The following is a 23,605-nucleotide window of genomic DNA, read 5'->3' as shown; positions in this document are numbered from 1 at the left end:
AATATCTATCCCACTAAAAAAATACCGCCCCTTGAATAGGAGCGGCATCGATCATTTCAAACATGTAAGGATCACTAATCCCGACGGTTTTACCTTCAGACGATGTGGCACCTTCTGAACTGCCAACGGAGCCATACACACCAGGTTTCCGCAACAATCATAAATCTCTACTACTCTGTTAGGTAACTCTCTGTCTACATCCAAAACCAGCTCTTGGTGTAGTGTCCCGTTCATAATGAATAGCTTTTTATTGCCTGGCTCAACCACTTTCACGTATGGGCTACCAAAGACTGCCATGACTACTTTCGATGAATTTCGCGCTTGAACATTCGGATAGAGTAACTCGGGAGCTTCTGCACGTAACTCTCCAAATAAAAGCACGTCTCTGTTTTCTCTCCAAAACTTCAACCAGAACTTTGTCATTTCGATATGCTCCGGCGGTAATTTCTCGAAGCGCATCGATAACTGTGGAACCGCAAACAAAACATTAATGAGCTGTAGGGCCGCATTTTCAACCGTATCTTCCGGGCTCCACATCAACATATCTGAGTGAACAGCTGTGTTACCGGAGAACAACCGCAAATCGATCGTCCCCACCCGATTGGTAACGGCATCATTCGGGCAATCGGCAACCCGAAATATGTTGCCAAACCTTCTCATAAAGGGACCGATATACTTTTGACGAAATTCAATCATGACATCAGCTTTCCTGGCGTGTAACCGCGCGAAGATTCCTTCAAGCAAGCATTCAACCGCTTCTTGAACGGAGTCAAAATCTCTTCTCCCATCTTTTTCGAGGGCTTTGTCATTCGCTTTGTTCAAATCAAACTCATCTATAAAATCCAGCTTGAAGCCATCGACGCCCCATTCGTTCAGAGCAGTTTCATAAGTGGAAATCAAGTATTCCCGGACTTCCGGATATCTTGGGTCCAAAACACCTGCTTGCAGATGCTCTCGATAAACCAGCAGCTTATCTTTATAGGTACCCCACGCTTTCGAATGCAAACCGATAAAAGGCATGCTATACCACAAGATGTATTTCATTCCCATAGCCTGTACTTTTTGCACATGTGCTTTCATGTTGCCGATCTTTTGATGAGCGACCTCCCAATCCCCGCAATAGGCATATCCTCTTTGGTTATCGGTTGTTTGCCATCCGTCATCCACGATTACGGTGTCGCATCCGATCTCTTTTGCCATTCTGCACTGTTCTTCGATCTCTTTATCTACGAGCTCTTGATGAAAAGAATACCATGTAGAATACATCGGGAATGTTGCCGCTTTGGGTATCATACATGGTCGATAGGCATCCATGCTCTCGTACCAATAGGATATGGCCTGAATCGCTTGTTCAAAAGGAATGTCTCTTTGATCAATACGAATGGTTCCCTCATACCTTTTCATCGGTTTGGAAGGCTCCGAAAAAAGCGTGATTTGACAGCGAATCGTTCCGTCCTCTTCACGGATGCCCATGTTAAAGTTGACAGTCTCGATTGCATTGGAATAAGCAATAGCGAGGCGATTACGTCCATCTGAACTGAGAAAGCAACCAACAGGCGCAACAACCGTACCTTTGGAGGAAAAGCCTTTACTCCAATCGACTCCGAGACTTTTGTTGCGAAAACTGCCAGGATGCCAGTACGCTTGTATATTGACCGCGGGGTAATGCCATGCGAGTTGAACCTGCGGAAACGAAATTTCCTCATCTGATTCGATTACGACATGTACATAGGAGATATCACCGTCAGTACATTCGTTTTGCAATTTGACCCGAAGCACAGAATCATGATATGCCTCTATATGATGAACCATCTTCCTCCTCCTTTTTATGATTGATTTACTTGAATCCGGTAGTAGATGCTCCGTCCATGATGTATCGTTGAGCTAGGAAAAACACAAAGATGGGAGGAACGCAGATCAAGAGAGTCGTTGCCATGACGGATATGACATCCACATCGAACATCCCTTTAAACTGCATCAGGCCGAGCGTCAACGTATATTTGCTTTGATCGTTCAAGAAGATCAATGGGCCGAGGTAATCATTCCAGGAATTGATCATCTGATACACGCCTCCCACTACAAGCACTGGAGACATCAACGGAAGTATGATCTTCAAGTAGATTTGCAGGGAGTTGGCGCCATCTATTCGTGCGGCATCTTCCAGTTCTTTTGGGATTGTCAACAGATATTGTCTGAATAAAAAGATAAAAAAAGGACTTCCAAACCACGTCGGGACAATCAAAGGCAGCAATGTATCGATCCAACCGAGCGCATTAAATTCAATATACTGAGGAATGGCTGTCACATCCCAGGGGATCATCATAGATGCCAAAAGAATCATGAATAACGTATCTCTCCCCTTGAAGTCAAATCTGGCAAACCCATAAGCAACAAGGGACGAAGCGAGTAATTGTCCGATCACGCCTAGCCCTGTCACGATCACGGAATTGAGCAAAAAAGTCGTAAACGGCAGCTTGTTCCACGCCTCCAGAAAATTGCTGAAATGAAATTCGGAAGGGAACCATACGGGTGGATAAACAAACGCTTCTTGAGGTGACTTGACAGCCGTCAAAAACATCCAGATAAATGGAGCAAGAAATAAAAAGCTGAAAAAAAATAGTACGGAGTGAATCATCCATTTATAAACACGATTGGGTTGAATCATCGTACCTCCCCCTACTTTTGGTTTATTTCTTCCCTTTCCTTTCATTTTCGTTATACACCCAGGTTTTCGATGTTTTGAACAATACAAAAGTCAGTGACAAAATGATCAGGAACATAAACCAGGCATTTGCCGCTGAGTACCCCATCTTAAAATAACGGAATGCGTTCTCATAGACGTACATGGCGTAAAAATAAGTCGACCGCAACGGCCCGCCTTTGGTGATGACCAATGCAAACGTAAGTTGCTGAAATGCACTGATGACCGCTGTGATTAGATTAAACAACATAGTTGGGCTGAGCATGGGCAGAGTGATGGAGAAGAATTTGGAAAAGACTCCAGCACCGTCTATCTCTGCTGCTTCATACAATTCTTTGGGGATGTTTTTCAGTCCAGATAGAAAAACCAGCATCATGACACCTTGCCCCCATAATCCCGCAAAAACAATGGCAAAGAGTGACCACTCCGGATCGCTTAACCAACGCGGACCTTCAATGCCGAACCATGACAGAATATAATTCAGAAGGCCGTATTCTCCGTCATAGACCCAGGCCCAGATAAGCGACAGCGAAACTCCTGCAATAACTGTCGGAAGATAAAAGATCGTTCGATACCAGGAGGAGCCTCCGACATTCTGATGTAATAGAAGAGCCAACAGCAACGATATCAAAATATTTAACGGAACCAGAATCGCAGCAAACTTGAAGGTAACCCCTAAGGACTCCCAAAAAACCGGATCATTCGTAAACATCTGCACGTAATTGTCAAAGCCAATAAACTGGGGAGTACCGACTATTGGATAGTCAAAGAAACTGATGGCGAACGAAAACAAAAGAGGTCCCAGTGTAAAGGCTACAAAACCAATGATCCATGGGGAGATAAACAGGTAGGGTGTGAGATTCCCGAGCCTTTTCTTTTGTGAAACAGCAACTTTCTCGATTCGTTCCCTCTTCTCTCTCGTCTGCATATTGGTCGAAATCATCTTGCAAAATCGCCCCTTTGTTACTTCGTTTCAACGAACTGATTTGAAACCTTCACGGCTTTATCCAAGGCGTCGCCTGCCTGATCTTTTCCGAGTAAAACAGATGAAATGGCATAATCCAGATTTTTATCGATTTCGTTCCATTTTGCATGGAGAAGGAAAGCCGGTACCTCATCGCCTTTCTCTAACATGGAATAAAAGGGTTTGCGCAATGGGTCTTCTGCGACTTTTGTTTCCTTGGCGACACTTTTTAGCGCTGGCATGTCGCCCTTCCGTATTTTGGCTCCCTCTGTAGAGACAAAAAATTTGACGAACTCCCACGCAAGCTCAAGTTGCTTGGTATCCTTTGCTATGGATACTCCCGCCGAATGAATCACGCCTTTTACCGGCTTTCCAGGAAAGGCGGGTAATTCCACCGTACCAAAATCGAGCCCCGCTTCTTTAAATCCCTCCAATGGCCAAATGCCGTTTTCGATCATAGCGATTTTGCCTGACTTAAAGCTCTCTGTGTATCTGTCTCTTTCCACGACGATGGCACTTCCGTCTTTAATCAGCTCGCTAAATATGGAGATCGCTTCTTTTGTTTCTTGACTGTTCATGAACCCTTCCAGCTTCTTCCCATCCGGACTGATGAAATTTCCACCATTGCTCCAGACGAACTCTTGGAAGGCATAAGAATTGTCTTTTTGCTTCAAGACAAACCCGTATTGCTTTTTAGCTGGATTGGACAGCTGTTTAGCTGCCGAACGAAAATCATCCCATGTCCACCCTTCTGTTGGATAAGGAAGGCCTGCTTCATCGAAAAGTTTTTTATTGTAGTAAATGACACGGGTTACAAAGCCAACGGGTAATCCGTACGAGCTCCCTTCAAACTTGTGGTAGTTAAAGATGTTTTCATAGAAGTCCTCCGTGATGGACTTGGCAGCCGTATCCTTTGCGAGTAAATCATCCATGGGCAGAAGAGACTGATAATAGGTAGGATAATTCCACATATACATCACATCCGGCGGGTTTTTCGTACCAAAGGAGGCGGCAATTTTATCGTCATATCCTTCCGCATAGGATTCCACTTGGACTTTGACATGGGGGTTTTTCTGTTCAAACAGCTTCGCAATTTCCTGTTCATACTTCAAGCTCTCCCCAGTGTCCCAGGTAGCGAATCGAAGCGTAACCTGATTCGACGAGGGTGAAGCCATTTCATTGCTGCAAGCGGATACAAAAATTGAGGAAAGTAATAGAACGCAAACGATGGTCGATACGAATTTCTTCATGTAGTCTCCTCCTCGGGATAAAAAATTGTTGCGTTTAATATGTAGTGAATTTTCTGATAAAACATGTTACTTTAATCTTAAATCCCGCTTAAACGGCTATCAATCGTAATAAAGTGTGATCGGAGGGTAATATATTGCTGTATTTGATCAGTAAGAAAAACAACTATGGAAGCTACGGCTTTCGTTTTCAGGATGATTCTCGAAATGAAACAGCCAATATTTGGTCAATTGGATGGCAAAGGCAAACTTCCGCCAGTTACAATTGGGATGGCTTAAATCGAAGCGATGTCGGGACATATGTCTTCCAATACACCATCTCGGGGAGCGGACGACTGGATATCGGGGAAAAGTCATACCCATTACGAGCAGGAAAAACCTTTCTGGTGGAAGTACCTAGCTGTCATCGATACTATTTTTCCGGAGAAAGTGATCACTGGGAATTTGTTTACATCACGCTTGTTGGCAGCCAAGCTACTGAATGCTGGGAGTACATACAAGCGAACGGGGGGCCTGTCTTATCGATTCCACCAGAAGCGAAGCTCGTCCAGCTTTTGCTCAAGATTTACCAGGAAGTTTGTGAAAAACGCGTGACTGATCTTTACTGTTCTTCAGCAAAAGCATATGAGTTCGTCATGGAGTGTTATCGATTTATGAAAAATATAGATAATCCTAGCAAGCAGGTACCGGATCGGATTTCGGAAGCCGTTTGTTTTATCCAAGCTCATTACAAGGAAACCATATCGCTGGAAGACATCGCAAACGCTGCAGGATTATCTAGATACTACCTCATCAATCTATTTCGCGAATATTTGAATACGACTCCCCTTCAATACATCACCAAGCTTCGGATTGAAAAAGCAATGGATTTGCTTACCCAAACGAACCTCTCCGTCAATGACATTGCACTGGCGATCGGATACGCAAATGCCAACTATTTCAACAAAGTGTTCAAAAAGCTCATTGGGACATCCCCCGGTCAATTTCGAGAATGCAAAAACAGCTTGCCGACCACCCATATTCTGATCGAGTAAATGAACAGGAAGAAACCCGACAAAAAAGCTGTCGGGTTGTTATTTGCCTTGTTATGAAAATTGCGGGAGCCACTCCCCGTGGGCTTCAATTAAATCATCGCATAAAGACACAATGTCATCGATGGATAATTCTGAAGCGGTATGAGGATCGAGCAGTGCTGCATGATAAATGTGCTCCTTTTTCCTTGTAATAGCTGCTTCAATTGTCAAAAGCTGCGTATTGATGTTCGTGCGATTGAGAGCGGCCAACTGCTCAGGAAGTTCCCCAACATACGTAGGGGTAACACCGTTTCCATCTACCAGGCAAGGGACTTCTACACAAGCCTTTTCCGGTAGATTGCTGATGAGTCTTCCAGTATTCAAAACATTACCACCTATCGTAAATGGCTTGTTCGTTTCCATTGCTTCGATGATGTATGATGCGTATTCTAGGGTGCGAGCGTGACTGATTTGCTTGTTGTTTACCAAGTCTTCTCGCATGGCTGTCCATTTGTTTATTTGTTCTACGCAGCGTCTCGGATATTCGTCCAACGGAATATGAAAGCGTTCGATCAGCTCTGGATATCTGCCTTTTATAAAGTATGGGTGGTACTCCGCATTATGTTCGGAGGATTCTGTCACATAGTAACCAAAGCGAAGCATGAGCTCAAAGCGAACCATGTCATCGTGTCTGGCCTTCTGTTTTTCCGCTGCACGCCGTTTTATCTCCGGATACAGGTCTACCCCATCTCTCGTTATCTCCAGCAACCATGCCATATGGTTGATCCCCGCGATTTTATACTGAAGATTGTCTGTTTCCATTCCTAGTGACTGTAGTAAATAAGGTGCGCATACTTGGACACTATGGCAAAGCCCCACTGCTTTAATCCCGCCAAAACGAAGCAATGTACCCGTCAATGCAGCCATGGGATTCGTATAGTTGAGAAACCAGGCATTCGGGCAAACTTCCTCCATATCACGTGCAAAATCAAGTAATACTGGTATTGTTCTCAAATTTCTGAAAATACCACCAATACTCACGGTGTCTGCAATCGTTTGTTGTAGACCATAACGTTTGGGGATTTCGAAGTCGGTAATGGTACAAGGGTCATAACCACCGATCTGTACGGCGTTTATCACGTATTTCGCTCCGCGCAATGCTTCCTTTCGGTCGGTATAGGCTTTGACCGTCACCTCTCTACCTGTACTTTCCTTTAAATTGTTCAACATACTCTCAGAGTCTTTTAGCCTTTGGGGATCAATATCGTATAGGGCAAACTCAGAGCCTTCTAACGCAGAAACATGCATGCAGTCTCCTAATACATTCTTGGCAAAAACAGTACTTCCCGCTCCTAAAAAAGTGATTTTTGGCATGACTACCCCCCTAACGGATTTGCAATGCAAGATATTGGGATTCATCAAATGGTATGATTTGTACATTCTTAGCGTAATGGAGCGAAAAGTCACCAGCAAGGGTAAAAAAACCGTATCCAACGGTAAAAAATTGCTGTATACATGCCAGTTCCAGACCAGGGAATGAGAAGCGTGCTCGCCATACCTTCCCCAATTTTTTTGAGTCGCTGCCTCAAGGTGAATACAGGTCGGATTATGTAAGACAAGCTTAAGTCCAAACAGAAAAACCACCTGACCATTTCTGGAGGTGGTTTCTGTGATGACTAGCACCATTTCTATTAGCTCGATTCTTATTGAGGGCTTTGCTCAGAAGCCATGGCACTGGCCTTTGTCTCATGAACGGTCCCAAATGGATGCTGAGGTGGCGCATAGATAGAATATACCTTAAGCGGCGTGTTACCTGTATTGATAATATTGTGCCATGTGCCCGCGGGAACCATGATGGCATCGTTATCATTAACTCTTCGTTCAAAATCTAAATAATCTTGGCGATCGCCCATCCGAACCAGCCCTTGACCTTCTTCCACTCGGATGAATTGATCTGTATTCGGATGATTTTCTAAACCAATGTCGTCTCCAACATTTATGCTCATTAGCGTCACCTGCAAGTGCTTCCCAGTCCATAATGCCGTACGGAATGTGTTGTTTTGCTTTGTGGCTTGCTCAATATTCACGACAAAAGGCTTTGCTCCATAATCTCTCAATTCGATGGTATTCTGATAACGATTCCAGTATCGATTCCCATTCGCATGGCTCCAGCTGTAATAATCAGGACTCCAACCATAGTGAAAATGGTTGTTATTCCAGCCGGCAAGCATGGGATAGTACCATTGATAGTGATGGTAATAGTTGTTGTACATCTCGATCTCCTCTCCAGTGTAAAGGATTTACCCTTTAGCCTATGTGGCTACCTGATGACAGGTAACTATTCTGAAGAGCAATTTCAGCTGGTTCTTCACAACGATCACATTCTTCCTTGCCAATACTGTCGTTATGATTGGTTGCCTGTCAGCCTTTCACGAGTATCAATTTCCACGCCGGATAATCGTTTGGTAAAAGTCGCTCGCCAATTTGAGGACAGCTCCTCTACTTCCAATAGCTTTTTCATACCATCGATATTGTCTTTTTCTTGATGCATGATTCGGTTTGCATAAGAGACCGTTATCGCTTTTGAATGACAAGAAAGTCTTATTAATCCATCCGTATGAGATACAAGCCCTTCTTTTAGCACGCGAAAATAATAACCAGTATAGCCGGTCTCTTGTACCTTAACCAACATTTCAGGTACACCGTAACGGACAGACAATTTGTAACAGGGCTGTCTCGGTTGACTAATCTGCACGACCGCTTCCCCTAGCTGAAAGGTATCACCGATACAAACATCCGTTTCTACCAATCCCCGGATCGTCAGATTTTCTCCAAATGCACCGATTGGAAGTTCCCTCTGCAATTGGGCCTCCCAAAATGGATAATGCTCATAGGGATAGACGCATACAGCCTTTTCCTTCCCTCCATGATGGACAAGATCTGCTTGCCCATCTCCCTCCAAGTTCAAAAAGGATAAATAAAGAGCTTTTGTGGTCGGGGTTTTGTAAATGCCGGTAGAGACCTCTTTGTTTTGGTACTGTACCTGTTTGGGTTTCCCTACATTTATCGATAGGATTTCGATTTTCACAAGCGATCACCTCATGCTTTCTTGGAAGTGCGCATGGCACACTACATTCATATCATTTCATAATGGTTTATCTTATAATAATAGGAAAATCCTATTGTTCGTTCATAAATCGCCGGGGGGATGGTCTTTTTGGAGCTCAAGCAATTAGAATACTTTATGGCACTGTGCCAGGAGTTAAATTTTACTCGTGCAGCTGAGAAATTGGGCATTGCGCAGCCTTCCCTCAGTCAGCAAATCCGTCTGCTTGAGCATGAAATCGGCATGCCTTTGTTTGATCGCATCGGCAAACGAACGGTTATGACGGAAGCAGGCAAAACATTGCTTCACCATAGCTATCAGGTGTTTCATGAGTTGTCACAGGCACGCGCAGCGATTAGCGAGCTGCAAGGCTTAAGCAGAGGCGCATTAAAGATTGGCGTACTGCTGACGGTTGTCAATTACTTGCTCCCGCCTACTGTTATCGAGTTTCACCAGCGCTATCCGAAGGTAGAATTGTCTGTTCTCGGGTTGAGAACTGGTGATATTTATGAAGGACTTTTGAGAAACGAACTCGATCTGGGGATTGTTTTTTTACCGATGGAGCATGACGATCTGGAAACCATTCCGCTCTATACAGAAAATCTGGCCATTGGCGTACCTGTGGATCATCCGCTCGCGAAGGAACCGTTTGTTTCCCTTGCGATTTTGAAAGAAACCCCCTCCATTTTATTGCCCAACACGTACTTTTTGCGTCAGTTGATTGACGAAAGATGTAAGGAGCTGGGCTTCTCGCCACAGCCTGTTTTGGAGATGACCACAATGGAATCGATTACGAATATGGTCGGGCAAGGTGTCGGTGTCACGGTTCTTTCGAAAGGCTACCTCGACTATATCGATGATAAACGGATTCGCACGATTCCAATCCAACAGCCAAATATCACAGCGCAAATCGGTATCGTTTACCGGAAAAACAAGTATTTATGTGCGGCAAGCCGAGTTTTTATGGAGCAGTTAATTGCCACGGTAAAACGCGATGATCTTCGCTGATGCGGGAGTCAAGATCAGTTTATGACGAGGGGAATCATTGTTCAATAGCATCGTTGTTATCATTTCGATAGGAAATGCCTATCATTATTTAGTCATCCATTCCTTTTGAATAAAACCTTTGAACGCTTCAATAAATTCTTTATACACGTCTTTTTCGAAGGTTAATGGCGGAACATGGATCGGTTTTGACATGTCCACCCCATATCCGAACGTTTTCCAAATGATGTAATTCTCCCCCTCCTCTACATTCGTGGCGACAACTGTACAAGAGAAATCCATGTCATCCGAACAAACTAAAATAGGAAGAGCTACATTTATAAAAGAAAGCAATTCAAGGACTTTTTGCTGATCCCGATTATTAAAAAGCCCGATAGGTGGAACCAATAAATCAAAAGAACGACTCTGCGTATTTTGATTCAAATAGTCATTCAAAGTGATGTCATTGATTGTAATGACATATTGGGGATGCTGAAAACCCTTCATCTGATCTTGGCGTATTCCGATTTTGCTATGTATGTATTTATGGGACATTCCCACTTTGAGCACCTCCGTCAAGAATGACTCTTTGTATTGACTCCCTTTCATTTTACAGGTTCATTAACCAGAACACTATGAGAAACGAAGGCTCTGGATTGCACCCACAGAGCCCCATCGTTCATCATTCGTGTCATTCATCCATCCCCGCTTTTTTCAACAAAACATGAACAATCACGCCTCTTTCCGCGGAAGGAGCAATGGAAATGCTTCCCTCGTGATCTGCGACAATTGCTTGAGCGATGGCCAGACCGATCCCGCTTCCTCCCCTTTTTCGCGTACGGGATTTGTCTACGCGATAAAATCGTTTAAAAAGATGGGGAATCTCCTTTGCCTGAATACCGATCCCCGTATCCTCTACCACAATGTGCACGGCCTCTTCATCCCCGTATGCTCGTACCCTCGCTTGTCCTTCATCTGTGTATTTCCGGGCATTGTCCAAAAGGATGTCCAATAACTGTCGAATCCGCTCTCGATCCATGAAAAGGACAAGAGCTTCTTCCCATTCAAACAGCAGCTTAATTTGTGGAGGAAAAATGGGTACCCATGCTTGCTTTACTTCCAGTAACAGAGGAGTTAATGGCTGCACGACTTTCGTTGAGCCTACTTGTGAGGCATGCTGCAATTTGGCTAGCGACAACAGGTCATCGATGAGTTTGAAAAGTCGTTTACACTCCTGCTCCACAGCAGCGAGTGCTTCGTCCCTTACTTCTGGTTTGTGCTGCCCCCATCTTTGCAGAAGACTTACATACCCTTCAATAATCGAGAGCGGTGTTCGCAATTCGTGGGAGGCATCTGTGACGAATCGCTGCTGATAGACCATTGCTTCTTCCATACGATCTAACAACAGATTAAAGGCATGGATTAGCTCGTAGATTTCAGTCTCTACGTGATGATGGTGAATTCGCTGGGAGAGACGTTGAGGGAAAATGGAATGGATTTGCTGGATAAGATGATCGAGAGGCTTCAGTCCCCAGTTACTCAACCAGTAGCCTCCAATCGCCGAAAGAAGCAAAGTAAAAAAGGACGAGAGAAAAAGAATCGTGAGCAAGATCGAAAAATACCATTCAAGCGCCTCTGTCGTAGTAGAAATTTGCACAAACAAAAGCTCGGATGTAAACGGCAGCTGTACAGGCTCTTTCGCGACCAAGGTCCTTTCATAATAGTCTTCCGGCTCTTTTCTCCAATTGGCTCCCTGTATCGATGCGATTTCCTTGCCGTTTTGATCGCTGATGGTAATGGATTGATTGACGTCAGCGTAATTGGTTAACAGACGCGTCAGGTAGGGAATCTTCAACGATGCTTCTTCGGTGATTTCCGTTTTCAAATCGGCTGCGATGGCCGTCGCTTTCTGATTGAGTAATTTTTGCTCATGTTGATGGACGAGATTAGAGGTGCTGAAAAAAATAAAAATGGACAAAAAGAGAAGCAAGACCAACATGCCAGAGCTAAAAAACAGTGTCAGTCTCCATTTGAGTGAGTATCTGCGAGGTGTAAGCACTGCGTTCTCCTTTTAATCTCGTAATGTATAGCCGATTCCTCGAACAGTATGTATCAGCTTCACGGATGGATCACTTTCAATTTTGTTCCGTAAATACCGGATATACACATCCACGATGTTGGTATTCCCCATAAAGTCAAACCCCCAAACGGCTGTGAGAATTTGCTCTCGCGAGACCGCTTGCTCCTTGTTTTGAACCAGATAATAAAGCAAATCAAACTCGCGTGGGGTCAACATGATTTCCTCTTCATCGAGGAACACTCGCCGCGCGTTGGGCTGGATACGCAATCGGCCAACCACTATCTCCTGGTTTGCTTTTGATTCCCGCTGACGCAATAAGACTCGAATCCGGGCAAACAACTCCTCGATGGCAAACGGCTTTGCCAGATAGTCATTGGCTCCACTGTCTAATCCCGTCACGATATCCGGAACCTCTCCACGAGCCGTGATCATGATAATGGGGACATCTTTGGTTTCCCGAATTCGTCGGCATAATTCTATCCCCGATAATTCAGGCAGCATGACATCCAGGAGGATGAGATCGTACTCAATCGTCAGTGCCTTTTCTAATCCGGAAAGTCCGTCGTATTCAATATCCGTCGAAAATCCCTCATTCTCCAACTCCAATTGTAAGTATCTTGCCAAGTTATGTTCATCTTCAACAAGCAGCAAATAGCCTTTTCCATCTGGCGTAGGCATGGATATCATCTCCGTTTGAATATCTTACCAACAGTTTTCTCAGGAAACTCTCATGAAATTCTACCGGGAATCTTAGTTTTGTTGTGTACGATAAGACCGTGGATGAGGAACACACAACATGATCAACCATTCAGAAGGAGGAACATCATGACAAAGCGAACCTGGAAGGGTACCACTACTACGGTCGTAGCTATTCTAATGGGAACTTCTCTTCTCATGAGCGGACAAGCCTACGCGGCTTCTGAGACAGGTCTCAACTCCACTACTGCACATAATCAGGATAACCATCAGAAAAAACATAAGTATGACCAGAACCTGCAGCAGATTATCGAAAAATCAGTTGAAAATCAGAGCATGGAACAGATTGATAATGAGCAATATGGTCAGATGGTGCAAGATGGTATGAATAACGACCTGACTGCCACTGAGGAAAGCACCACTGATGGCAGCCAGAATAAACAGATAGTTAGTAAAACGGCTCCCTCTTCCGACATTGCTGATCAGGTCATTTCAGAAGGAATGAAGTATAAAGGCGTCCCTTATAAATTTGGTTCCAGTAAAAAAACAACGCGTACATTTGATTGCTCTTCCTTTACACAGCGAGTGTTTAAAGAGGTCGGAGTAAGTCTGCCACGAGACTCACGTCAACAGTCTAAAGTCGGTCAAAAAGTCTCGAAGGATCAACTGCAAAAAGGAGATCTTGTGTTCTTCCACAGCTACGGCAGCTCGTCTTCTCGCATTACCCATGTTGCCATCTACGCTGGGGACAATAAGCTGCTGCATACGTACGGTAAACCTGGAGTTACAACAACCAATTTCAAGGGAACTTCCTGGGAAAAACGTTTTGAGGTTGGAAGACGTGTGATTTAATCATTTTCTTGGACTCAACAAAAAAGGCTTGCTGAGAGCTACAGCAGCCTTTTTCATATCTCTTCAAAACTAGCGGCCTGATTCAATCTCTGCAAACTACAAAAACTCTGTCACAATAACACCTCCATGATTGTCGCCAGAAAGGACATATTTCCCATTGGTCGGCACTTGTATCATGATGCTAGTCGCCACTGGACTTTTCCTTCGGATAACGCAAAATGAACCCGTATTTCCAGGCGTTTTCTTGTAGCCACTTTCCTTCTGGGGATTGGTCGATTTTCATTTGTGTGGATGCAACGTCCAAGGCAGTACCCAGATGATGTTCGTTAAAACAATCTGGCAATACATCATCGTCATGTCCCTTCTCTTCAGCCAGTTTTCCCGGTTTTTCCAAGCTTCGATAGCCGCTTTTGATCATAAAATCCTTTACATTGTCCCTGCTTGCTGCATGGACCATCTCGTTGAACGCCTTCGCTGCGTTCTCAGACAATTCAATGGAATTATCTTGCAAGCGATAGCCCTCCACTAAATAGTTGTGCGAAGACAAAAGGATCACATCGGATGGCACCGCCTCTGAATGGATCGGATTGTTCTTTTTGACCAGTAACAGATCACCCTGATAAATCTGGTCTTGTTCAACGCGAATCTCTTTGTATTTCGGCATGGCTGTAGCAACCGGCTGTTTTTGCCATACGTCCTCTACAATAGGTTGCAAAAATGGATAAGCCAGTAGCAATAAAAGGATACTTAGTAAGAGAACTCGCTTTTTCATTTCCATTTCCTCCATGTTTCAAACACACTTTATTCTTTTTTCAATATGATAATAGGCAATGATAAATGAAAACATGGGCAAAAGATAAAGTTTTCCTTAAATCATTTTGGTGTAAATAAACAAAAAATTTTTACAGTGGTTCTGTGTAAATCGATAGGAGTACGAAAGAAAGCTGAAACGTTATCAGCTGTTCCTCGTCAAATGGAGTGAAACTTCAAAAATTGACGAGGTGGCTACCATGAATATCAGAAAAAATATGATCTCTCTTTCCTTGCTTGCATTGTTCACTGTGTCATTCTCCCAACCAAGCTTTGCTGCAACGACTCCTTTTACGGATCTAGGCCAATCGGGAGCTAAGGATAAAATTCTTTCCTTACAGCAACAAGGCGTAATTAAAGGCGTAGATGATAGCAAATTTGCACCGAACGAAACGATTACGGCTGCTCAAGGTATTCAACTGATGGTAAATGCCTTTGATTTGAGTCTGGCTGCGATCACTTTTGTAAAGGCTCCACAAGCGACTGACTATTTTACCAAAGCAAATAACAATGCTTGGTATGCTGAGAGTCTGATCATAGCAGCAGTGAACGGATTGGAATTACCGAATGATCTCGATCCGAATGCGGAATGGACCAGAGAGCAGTTCATTCACCAGCTGATGAAAGTCATGGAGACCAAAGGTAATCTGCCCATGATCAAATTAGTGCCGGTAGAAATCAAAGATGATCATGACCTCACCGTGGATTACCAAGGCTCCATTCAACGAGCTTTGGCAAGAGATATTATCGAATTGGATAAGGAAAACAAGCTCCATCCGCAAAAGCCCGTCACACGCGAAGAGGCAGCCGAAATGATTTATAATGCCCTTGCGTATTTGAAAAGTCATAAGCCTCTGAACTAAAACAAAAAAATGCAGCGATCCTCGTGAGGAGGGGCTGCATTTTTTGTTTCCTTAACCAGTAATCATCTGATTCACTTGTCCGGTTATCAACAGCATCGCTTGCAATACGGGCATCATACTAACAAGATCAGGCGAATGGAAGCGTACCGTGCGTCCTTCGATGAGCTCGATTCCTGGCATCCAGCTGACTGCTGTGGCAAATTGCGATTTCGTAAACTCGACTTCTATCGTATTCTCTACTTTTTGTGCAAGTGGTTTAACTGTACGGCGATGGAGCAATGCTTCTTTTGCTTGCTGACGGATCAGCTCTCTCGCACGAACGGGATGCATCGCTTGCGACGAGAGTCCTGTAATTCCTGTTTTCACAGCGACCGTAAAGACTCCAGGGATATCTTCTTCCACCTCTTTCGCCGTTTGGGAATCGCCGGTAACGAGTACGACAGGGACACCAAAGGCTCCCGCAATTGCTGCATTTAACCCTGCTTCGCCCACTTCTTTACCATTTAAGATCAGCCGATGGATAGCGAGGCCAGACAATGTATGATTGAGTACCGCATCTCCTGTCCCTGCTTTTCCATGATAGCCGATGAAAAATGCGGCATCGCAGCTACTGTCGATCCCTTGCATCATACAGAGAGGCTTGAAAAAACCACGGATGACATCTGCCTGTGGATGCAATTCTTCCAGGATGATATTGTTCATCGGTCCATGAGATTCATTGACGATAATTTGGGTAGCTCCTGCTTCCAATGCTCCCTCAATCGCCGCATTCACATCTTGAGTTAACAGTCTTCTCCCCGCTTCGTAATGTCTGCGACCGGGGATCACATCCTCCCATTCACTTAATCCAGAGATCCCTTCCATGTCCAACGAAATAAACACCTTCATGCGAAACTGCCCCCTATCTTTGATTAGATTGCTTTCGGCATTTGGCGCGAACCAAACGCCAAGCGCTTGATCTCACCCTCTGGGTGGCGAACAAAGCGGATGAGTGAATCGATGTTGTGGCGCGTGAACAGAAACGTATCTTCGCCAACGGAACGCAGTGGGAACACATCACTGCCTAGAACGAGTACAAGCTGGCTCTGTGCTTCATCAAATCTGATCTCTACTGCGTCTCCTTCTCCTGATTTATATGTACCAGGACATTGTTGCAAGTAAGCAAGCGGCACCTCATAATCGGGAAATGTGGCGAACTGCGTCTCGAGCGGGCGACCGAAGATACTGTTCAACAGCCCTAAGGTCAGATTGGAAATAGGGGCATCATCCATGTTGGTCAAAAGAATGCCAGTTACTCCCGCCTCTGGGACGATGAACATTTGCGCGGTCATCCCTTTCAAGCCGCCGGTATGGGTAAGTAAGGTGTAATCTTCGGAAAATGGAACCACGCCGAGTCCGTAACCATAGCTGCGGCTCAAATCAACACGGACATGAGGGGCAATCATTTGTGAGGCGCTATCTCCCGAGATGATTCTCGCTCCATTTGAAAGCCCGCCTGTCCGATAAACATCCGCATACCGAAGCATGTCACGTGCGGTCGATTTAAGGAAGCCTGCTGCACGCATGGAGGGAGCATCCCACCAACCTGGGGCACGTACTACTTCACGAACACCCTCTTTCATGCGACGTGTGTACAGCATGGTAGTATTGTTGTCCTCGCCTAATTCCTCTACATGAAAAACCGTTCGTTCCATGCCAATTGGCTGTAAAATATGCTCTTGGACATAGGCTTCGTATGGTTTACCGCTGGCACGCTCAATAATCGCCCCAAGCAAGCCAAAAGCTTCGTTGGAATAGCTGAATTCTGTCCCAGCAGGTCCCAACAATTCAAAGGGCAGCTTCTCTATATATGCCATGAGGTCTTCGAAGGTATCGATTGGGTGTTTACATTGGTCTTCAAAATGGTGAAGTAATTCGTCTGCTGTCGGATCAGCTTGTAAGCTCGGTAACATAGCGGGTATGAGAGATGGAAGTGGTGGAAATCCGAGAGTGTGTGTCATGAAATGATGAATGGTAATACTTTTCGTTTGGGCTTCATCCGGCGTGCGAAACGTAGGCAAATAGGTGATTACCGGATCATGTACGGAAAGCTTTCCTTCTTCCTGAAGCTGCATGATCGCCATGCATGTAAACGACTTCGTAATCGATCCGATCCCAAATACCGTATCCAGATCGATGGGAGCTTGTTTTTCACGGTCCCGAAAACCAAACGCTTTTTCATAAGTGAGTTCTCCGTCTTTGGCTACAGCAATGATCGCACCGGGAACCTGAAAATCATCCATCAGCCTTTGGACGTAAGCTTCGAACGACGCTTCCCACTCCTTCATCTTCATGTCACGCCTCCTTAGGTTCATCTCTTATAAACAGGAAAGCAATTTCAGGCTTAATCTGAAGTATACACTTCAAAAAAGTAAGGATATGAAGTTCATGCACTAGTAGAATTATAAGCCGCAGATAAAAAAACGACAATATATAATTCTGAAAATAACTAATTTTCATAATAAAAGTAATCAAATAACCCCTCGTCTTGTTAACGCCAGGCCCAAAAATGTCGCTGGTCAAATTCGATCATTCGTTGTTTTAGTAATGAGCGTTGCTGTACCGCTGTACCGATTGGGTCCAGTTAGCAGGACTGTGGAACCTCGTGTCATTGGCTATGCTCGTCCCGTCTCCAAAATGGATAAGAAACAATCTCTTATTCATCACAAGTTTTCTCTACTTTTGCTTTGCAATCGTCAAGTAGTATCAATCGTACTTCACCTAAGTTTTTCCTGCCAGTTAGTTGAGCAAAGGCTGCCGGTTTTAACACCAGCAGCCTCTACATGTGTTTGTTCCACTATCGAATCCATAAGGCGGAACTGGCCGAGCCATGTGAACATATGCGGATTCCATGGGTAAGCACTCGTTCGTACTATACGGTTAACCAAATATTTAAAATGTATCTGTCCTTTTCTGTTACTATCTATGAACCGGCTATTTTTTTTCCTCTTGGTTGTCTGCTGTTGGCGTCCGGTTCGACAGTAATGCCGATTTGATCAAAAGTCTGCCCTTCGGCGAGCTGGTAGGTCAGTATTCCGGATCCGTTTTCGTCCGGCCTGAATATGCCACCATTTTCCCTCGTGCTGTTTTTCAGCAGCCAAACCTGGTAAACCTGTGAACCTTCGACGCCGGGCAATTCGTGAACCTGCACCACCAAATTTTTCTCTGATCCCTGCTGGACAATATAGGCGATGCCGTTTGTTCCCGGCTGGCTTTGATTGGCTGTTTTTAAGGGAATCGCCGTTACAATTTCAGTGGGAACATTTTCCACATGACGATTTTTTACCTGTACATTCGTTATTCCAAGACCAATAGACGCGAGCAACAAGACGGTTACAATACTGGTTGAAACTGGAGTGAACTGGCTTTTGAGCATCATGGGGAGCTTGCTCATCTTAGCCATGAATGTTTCCGTACCACTTTTCTTTTTGTGCTCAAAAACAAACCCCAGCACCTCGCCTTTTAGCGATTCAGGCACCTCGATTTCGGTATAATCGAACGGCAAAGCATGCCAGGCCTGGGATAATTCCTGATATTCTTTCTTACACTCCTTACAATTCTTTAAATGTTCAGCAAAGGCCATGTGGTCGCTCTCCTTGAGCTCATTTGCTATATATGATATTAAATGATCACAAACCCTTGTCATTTTATATCCTCCAGTTCCAGATGCTTCCTCAATCCTTTAAGAGCCTGGTGAAGCCTACTTTTAATCGTGCCGAGCGGCTCTTGTTCCAGCTTGGCGATCTCTGAAAGAGAATACCCTTTCCAATAAAGCAGATCGATTAATTTTCTTTGGGCCGTCGGCAATTTGTTTTTCGCCATTGCAATATCATTCGTATTTACTCGTTGCTCGACTGCATTTGCAGGGTCGGCGATCTCTTCATGTTCCTCTTGATGGTGTTGCGTATGCCTTTTCTCTTTGCGAAGGTAGTCAATGCATATATTGCGGGTAATCGTGAGGAGCCAATTTACAAAGCTGCCTTGAGCAGGATCGTAATGGCTGTTTGTTGTCCATAGCCTCAAAAAGACCAGCTGAATAATTTCTTTCGTCTTATCCTCATTCCCGTTGCAAAACTTCATAACGAAGCTGTAAACAAGCTTTATATATCGATCATAGAGCTCCTCTAATGCGTGACCATTTTTTTCGTTAACCAATCGCATTAATTCCGCATCGTAATTTTCTTTCATGTGGCACTCCCTGCTTTTGGATAAAAATATACTGCCATAACACTTTTATAAAAGTAAAGATGGGAACGACCGCGACTGATCGTTCCCTGGGCAAGCTTATTCAAATGCTGTTTCGCTGTTTATGACAAACCATACTTCTTTTACTCCTTGTCCATTTACATCCCCTACTTGCTCGTCTTTTGCAAAATAATAGAGAGGAAAGCCTTTGTACGTAACCTGCTTCTTCCCATTGTCTTCTCTTGTGATCGTATCGAAATCCTTTTTGTCAAAACCTTCTGGGACGGCGAAATCCTCTTGGGTAAATGCCGGCCAGTTTGCCAGGCAGTCCCCGCTGCAATTGCTTTTTCCTGCTTCGTCCTTTTTAAAGTAATACAGGGCCCTTCCCTGTGAATCCGCCAGGTACTTTCCTGCCTTCTCATTCTCCAATAGCTGGAGGCGGTCAGCCGGGGTTTGTTCCGTTTGGGCTTGATCGGGTTGAATCGTCTCTGTTTTTACCTCCGTGCCTTTTCCGCATGCAGCCAAAACAAAAATAATCGAAAGTATCGCAAGGGTAAAAAATGCTTTTTTCATGTATGTTCCTCCCAGTTTTTTAGATGGAAAACTCGTCCTTACTTCCAGCCCCATTTTTGAAAGATTTGGTGAGATTTTTCCGTTTTTAAATAATCAATAAATTGCTGTGCCTCTTTTTTCTGATCAGTGATTTTTGTCAGGGCGATCGGCGTTCCACGATAGAGCTTTTCTTCTTCGGGCAGTTCGACCAGGTCTGTCACATCCTGGAGCCGGTAATGCCACGATTCATAGGTAATCCAGGCGTCCAGGCTGGAATTCGATTTCCATCGTTCAATGGCTTCGGCACTCGACTTTACAGAAACGTTAATATTTTGAGAAATGCCTCCGATCAGCCCTTTTCTGCCCGCCAGGTCTTCCCACAGGCCAAGCTGGCCAGCCCCATTCACATCGATTATTTTTACTCCCTTTTTCGTTAAATCCTCCAGCTTTTCAATCTTCTTAGGATTTCCTTTCCTCACCAATATTCCTGCAGCACGTGTGTAAAGCTCCGTACGTGATTTCGTGTCGATCATTTCGGGGTAGTTAAAGATAAAGTCCTGCAGCATATACTCGGAGCCACCGAAAATAATATCTGCATCTTGCTTTGCTTGACCGATCCACTTGCTCTCTGGTCCGGCTGTTACTTCCACCTTCATTCCCGTCTCAGCTGAAAAATGTTCAGCAGCTTCCTTGATCGGTCCAAGTGGTCCACCTGGTCCGTACACCCGGATGACTTGGTCACTTTGGCTGGAATTTGGTGTCGCCTGGGACGCCGGCTTACCGTCCATTTTTGCATAGGCTGACATTCCGGTAGTCGAAAAGAAAAAGAGCAGTAGAGTTGCTAGGAACACAGTCTTCCTCATAATTCTTCCTCCATTTCACACTGGTTTTTTTAACGGTTCTATCAAAGGAAACGAAGGCAAGCTGTAAACGGTTTGATTGTATTTTGTGAAATAGTTAGAAAGTTACATGAAACGATGGAAAACTAGTCTGGTGAAAAATAAATAAAGATCTCCGCACAACCTAGGCCAGCCTAGCCAGGTGTATGGTGATCTTTGTCTTTGAGATGCTTTTGTATGCAGAAAAAAAACGACCCTTTTTCAGGGCCGTGAAATGGTTTGCTCTTATTTTTCTAATTCTCCATCGCTATTTGTTACCGCAAAATTGTAATTAATAGAGCGTGTAAATGGTTCGCCATCCTCATTGATGCCGGTTATGTCAAAGGAGAGATTATAAACGCCTGGCTTCGTCGGCACAGTAAAATTGCCCGTAAGCTCATCTTGTTTTACGGCAAACTTCACTTCATCCAAGACGCTTGCTTTTTCGCCGTTCATTGAACGAGTCAGGTTTGCTTTTTCCAGTGATGATTGATCAATTTCGTTTTTGCCAAGATCGACGGAAATCTTCGCTTTGTCGCCTTTCTTGAATACCTTTTTGCTCGCTTTTACTTTTGCTTCCTCTCCACCATCCACGGAACCAACCATGAAAAAGGCGTCGTCAGAGCCCTCCACTTCCAGTGTCCATTCGCCTGCTTCAGGCTCCTCTACTTCAATGAAGTGATGAACAGCATCTTGGAATATTCCTGGTTCATCCTCCGACTCGCTTTTTTTACTAAGATCCGCCTCGTACTTTTTGCCCGACGGACTGATCAAGGTCACAATGGTGTCTTCTGACGAGGTCATCGTATCAAGATTCAGCTTATCGATTCCGCTCTCCAGGAAAAATGTTTCGGAGGCGGTGTCTTCCACTTCGCCGCCGCGGAGAATGACGGAGCTCTCTTCCACAGTGGCTTCTTTTGATTTGTCTTCGCTTACTTTATTTGCACGTACTTTCATAGATGCATTTTGTAATTTCGGCTTGACCAGATCCCATGTTTGTGAGGCTTTCGCTATTTGACCGTGGGAAACGTCCTTTGTAAAGCTCTTGATTCCATACGGCAAACCGAAGGCAGACTCAACGGAAACTGCTCCATCGTCTTCACCAGGAAGAACCGCATGACCAAACCAGGTCGCACTAAACCAGCCATCATCCCCTGTTCCGGCTGCCATGTATGTCTTAGTTGAACTAACTTCGCTACGGCTGTCAGTCTGTGCACGGAAGTTGGCCATATATGACGTTTGCAGGGAATACACCGCATCGTCTTTTTTGCCAAGAATGTCGGCGAGCCATCCTGCCCAATTGCTGTACGCCATATCAGCCAATTCTGAACCTTTGTTTGGCGTGGAAAGCTGGTGAACAACGTTGACATACGGATGCGCGCCATAGTGGACGAGTGCTGCCTGTGTATCGATACCACCTTTGGAATGTGCAATGATATTGATTTTGGAAACACCATAATAATCTGCAACCTTTTTAATGACTTCAGCGAGCTTGGCTCCGTTTGTCCACATGTTGCCACCAGTACCATCCGCGTCCTTCAGTTGCACAAATGCGGTACGATACCCGGCGTTATAGGCTGCATCATAATATCCGTCTGTTGTATACCAAGTATTGTAAGTGGAGTGCAGACCTTGGACAAACAGGATCACGGGCTTGTCTTTGGATGCATTGGGAGGAACCGCACCTGTGTACCAGTCACCAAAATGACCACTTGGATTGTCATCATGCAAAACCGGAGCTGGAGCCGCCGCGCTTGCTGCTTGTGGGTAGACCAGCGCCGTTGATAATGTAACGGCCGCCAGCAAACGAGATAGTACTTTCTGATTCATGAAAAAAACACCAACCTTCACCTAGGATTTATTGTTGCCGTACACAATCGTTTAGAATTGTGCACGGATTGCAACTGCCTGTTCTACCTTCAATGTGTCTTGAATGATCACAAGGATCGTATTCATTTGCTGATGAATAAAGAAATGCCCACCAGGCATAGGGTAAAATTTGCATTCTCGCCCGCAGTAGTCTCGCCATGCCACAATATCTTGGATTTCAATCGAATCTTCTTTCCCGAACAAAACCGTCATGTTGACGGGGATTTGCTGAGGAAGCTCGTGATTCATTTCATACGTTTGCACGGCCTGGAAATCAGCGCGAATCATAGGCAAAAACACCTCCAAGATCTCGTGATTATCCAAAACTTCATCGGGTGTGCCCCCGAGTGTACGTAGCGATTCGATGAACTCGTCATGCGGCAGGTTGTATGTTTTTTCCATTTTGTGGTACGCATGCGGCACACGGGATGCAGACAAGAACAAGTGCTGGGGCAGTGGCTTTCCATTTTGCAACAGCTTTCTCGTCAGTTCATACGCGATTAATCCACCCATGCTGTGGCCATAAAAAGCAAAAGGTTCTTCCCCCAGCTCTGGTATAATCCGTCTGTATACATCCTCCAAGACCTCATAAAACGAGGTGGCAAGAACCACGCTATCGCTATGAAGTGAAGGCCGTACCTCGAATGGAACCATTTCTAATAACGCTGGCGACACTGCCCGTTTCCACCCGTAATAAATGCTAGGAAGTCCACCTGCATATGGAAAGCAAAACAATTTCATCTCTTTTCCCGCCCTCTCCTCATTA

At 44.7% G+C, this 23,605-nt stretch carries 23 protein-coding genes; 4 read left to right on the top strand and 19 right to left on the bottom strand.

Annotated elements, in window-relative coordinates:
• Positions 1-51: 51 nt before the first annotated feature.
• From ODZ53_RS04340 to ODZ53_RS04325, 4 genes are read right to left on the bottom strand one after another with little or no spacing between them, the layout of a single operon-like run.
• Positions 52-1,812 carry a glycoside hydrolase family 36 protein gene (locus ODZ53_RS04340; RefSeq protein WP_372676067.1) on the bottom strand — a complete coding sequence of 587 codons (1,761 nt, stop codon included), beginning with the start codon at positions 1,810-1,812 and terminating at the stop codon, positions 52-54.
• Positions 1,813-1,837: 25 nt separating this feature from the next.
• On the bottom strand, positions 1,838-2,665 hold the full coding sequence (locus tag ODZ53_RS04335) for a carbohydrate ABC transporter permease (protein WP_064199504.1): 828 nt from the start codon (positions 2,663-2,665) through the stop codon (positions 1,838-1,840).
• Between the two features lie 22 nt (positions 2,666-2,687).
• Positions 2,688-3,644 carry a carbohydrate ABC transporter permease gene (locus ODZ53_RS04330; protein WP_372676066.1) on the bottom strand — a complete coding sequence of 319 codons (957 nt, stop codon included), beginning with the start codon at positions 3,642-3,644 and terminating at the stop codon, positions 2,688-2,690.
• A 20-nt stretch (positions 3,645-3,664) separates the two neighbouring features.
• Positions 3,665-4,915, bottom strand: coding sequence for an ABC transporter substrate-binding protein (locus tag ODZ53_RS04325; protein ID WP_372676065.1), 1,251 nt, complete (start codon positions 4,913-4,915; stop codon positions 3,665-3,667).
• Positions 4,916-5,049: 134 nt separating this feature from the next.
• Between ODZ53_RS04325 and ODZ53_RS04320 the strand changes: the two genes are divergently transcribed.
• Complete coding sequence (locus ODZ53_RS04320; RefSeq protein ID WP_372676064.1) at positions 5,050-5,946, top strand: AraC family transcriptional regulator; 897 nt, start codon at positions 5,050-5,052, stop codon at positions 5,944-5,946.
• A gap of 51 nt (positions 5,947-5,997) precedes the next feature.
• Here ODZ53_RS04320 and melA read toward each other — a convergent pair whose 3' ends face one another.
• The 3 genes from melA to ODZ53_RS04305 form a co-directional block, all read right to left on the bottom strand.
• Positions 5,998-7,299: an alpha-glucosidase/alpha-galactosidase gene (gene melA / locus ODZ53_RS04315; protein ID WP_372676063.1), complete on the bottom strand. Its 1,302-nt coding sequence runs from the start codon at positions 7,297-7,299 to the stop codon at positions 5,998-6,000.
• Between the two features lie 329 nt (positions 7,300-7,628).
• Complete coding sequence (locus ODZ53_RS04310) at positions 7,629-8,198, bottom strand: cupin domain-containing protein (RefSeq protein ID WP_372676062.1); 570 nt, start codon at positions 8,196-8,198, stop codon at positions 7,629-7,631.
• Positions 8,199-8,329: 131 nt separating this feature from the next.
• A complete protein-coding gene (locus ODZ53_RS04305) occupies positions 8,330-9,013 on the bottom strand; it encodes an MOSC domain-containing protein (protein ID WP_372676061.1) in 684 nt (227 codons plus the stop codon).
• Positions 9,014-9,142: 129 nt separating this feature from the next.
• On the opposite strand from ODZ53_RS04305, the gene ODZ53_RS04300 reads away from it, so the two are divergent.
• Positions 9,143-10,039: a LysR family transcriptional regulator gene (locus ODZ53_RS04300; RefSeq protein WP_372676060.1), complete on the top strand. Its 897-nt coding sequence runs from the start codon at positions 9,143-9,145 to the stop codon at positions 10,037-10,039.
• An 84-nt stretch (positions 10,040-10,123) separates the two neighbouring features.
• Here the strand turns inward: ODZ53_RS04300 and ODZ53_RS04295 are convergent, their stop codons facing one another.
• The 3 genes from ODZ53_RS04295 to ODZ53_RS04285 all read right to left on the bottom strand — a co-directional run bounded on the left by ODZ53_RS04295 (position 10,124) and on the right by ODZ53_RS04285 (position 12,773).
• The gene (locus ODZ53_RS04295) at positions 10,124-10,570 is read right to left on the bottom strand and encodes a hypothetical protein (RefSeq protein WP_372676394.1); all 447 of its coding nucleotides are present in this window, start codon (positions 10,568-10,570) and stop codon (positions 10,124-10,126) included.
• A 136-nt stretch (positions 10,571-10,706) separates the two neighbouring features.
• Positions 10,707-12,074 (bottom strand): sensor histidine kinase, encoded by a 1,368-nt coding sequence (locus ODZ53_RS04290; protein WP_372676059.1) that lies wholly within the window; start codon positions 12,072-12,074, stop codon positions 10,707-10,709.
• Positions 12,075-12,086: 12 nt separating this feature from the next.
• The gene (locus ODZ53_RS04285; protein WP_064199512.1) at positions 12,087-12,773 is read right to left on the bottom strand and encodes a response regulator transcription factor; all 687 of its coding nucleotides are present in this window, start codon (positions 12,771-12,773) and stop codon (positions 12,087-12,089) included.
• 147 nt (positions 12,774-12,920) lie between these two features.
• Between ODZ53_RS04285 and ODZ53_RS04280 the strand changes: the two genes are divergently transcribed.
• A complete protein-coding gene (locus tag ODZ53_RS04280) occupies positions 12,921-13,643 on the top strand; it encodes a C40 family peptidase (RefSeq protein WP_372676058.1) in 723 nt (240 codons plus the stop codon).
• 181 nt (positions 13,644-13,824) lie between these two features.
• Here ODZ53_RS04280 and ODZ53_RS04275 read toward each other — a convergent pair whose 3' ends face one another.
• The gene (locus ODZ53_RS04275; protein ID WP_372676057.1) at positions 13,825-14,415 is read right to left on the bottom strand and encodes a M15 family metallopeptidase; all 591 of its coding nucleotides are present in this window, start codon (positions 14,413-14,415) and stop codon (positions 13,825-13,827) included.
• A 238-nt stretch (positions 14,416-14,653) separates the two neighbouring features.
• On the opposite strand from ODZ53_RS04275, the gene ODZ53_RS04270 reads away from it, so the two are divergent.
• Positions 14,654-15,316 carry an S-layer homology domain-containing protein gene (locus ODZ53_RS04270; protein WP_372676056.1) on the top strand — a complete coding sequence of 221 codons (663 nt, stop codon included), beginning with the start codon at positions 14,654-14,656 and terminating at the stop codon, positions 15,314-15,316.
• Between the two features lie 51 nt (positions 15,317-15,367).
• Here the strand turns inward: ODZ53_RS04270 and ODZ53_RS04265 are convergent, their stop codons facing one another.
• The 8 genes from ODZ53_RS04265 to ODZ53_RS04230 form a co-directional block, all read right to left on the bottom strand.
• Entirely contained in the window at positions 15,368-16,204 is an 837-nt protein-coding gene (locus tag ODZ53_RS04265; RefSeq protein WP_015891098.1) for a M55 family metallopeptidase, read from the bottom strand.
• A 23-nt stretch (positions 16,205-16,227) separates the two neighbouring features.
• Positions 16,228-17,649: a serine hydrolase domain-containing protein gene (locus tag ODZ53_RS04260; RefSeq protein ID WP_372676055.1), complete on the bottom strand. Its 1,422-nt coding sequence runs from the start codon at positions 17,647-17,649 to the stop codon at positions 16,228-16,230.
• A 629-nt stretch (positions 17,650-18,278) separates the two neighbouring features.
• Positions 18,279-18,938: an anti-sigma factor gene (locus tag ODZ53_RS04255; RefSeq protein WP_483862213.1), complete on the bottom strand. Its 660-nt coding sequence runs from the start codon at positions 18,936-18,938 to the stop codon at positions 18,279-18,281.
• A 59-nt stretch (positions 18,939-18,997) separates the two neighbouring features.
• Positions 18,998-19,543 carry an RNA polymerase sigma factor gene (locus ODZ53_RS04250; protein ID WP_188068262.1) on the bottom strand — a complete coding sequence of 182 codons (546 nt, stop codon included), beginning with the start codon at positions 19,541-19,543 and terminating at the stop codon, positions 18,998-19,000.
• A gap of 96 nt (positions 19,544-19,639) precedes the next feature.
• Complete coding sequence (locus ODZ53_RS04245; RefSeq protein WP_372676053.1) at positions 19,640-20,113, bottom strand: hypothetical protein; 474 nt, start codon at positions 20,111-20,113, stop codon at positions 19,640-19,642.
• A 38-nt stretch (positions 20,114-20,151) separates the two neighbouring features.
• Positions 20,152-20,955 (bottom strand): extracellular solute-binding protein, encoded by an 804-nt coding sequence (locus ODZ53_RS04240; protein WP_372676052.1) that lies wholly within the window; start codon positions 20,953-20,955, stop codon positions 20,152-20,154.
• Positions 20,956-21,216: 261 nt separating this feature from the next.
• A complete protein-coding gene (locus tag ODZ53_RS04235; RefSeq protein WP_199926911.1) occupies positions 21,217-22,800 on the bottom strand; it encodes an alpha/beta hydrolase in 1,584 nt (527 codons plus the stop codon).
• Positions 22,801-22,851: 51 nt separating this feature from the next.
• Positions 22,852-23,580, bottom strand: coding sequence for a thioesterase II family protein (locus ODZ53_RS04230; protein WP_372676051.1), 729 nt, complete (start codon positions 23,578-23,580; stop codon positions 22,852-22,854).
• Between the last annotated feature and the right edge of the window lie 25 nt (positions 23,581-23,605).

The organism is Brevibacillus sp. BD137 (genome assembly GCF_041644655.1).
Lineage (GTDB): Bacteria > Bacillota > Bacilli > Brevibacillales > Brevibacillaceae > Brevibacillus > Brevibacillus brevis_D.
This window is presented reverse-complemented; position numbering and strand designations above follow the sequence as displayed.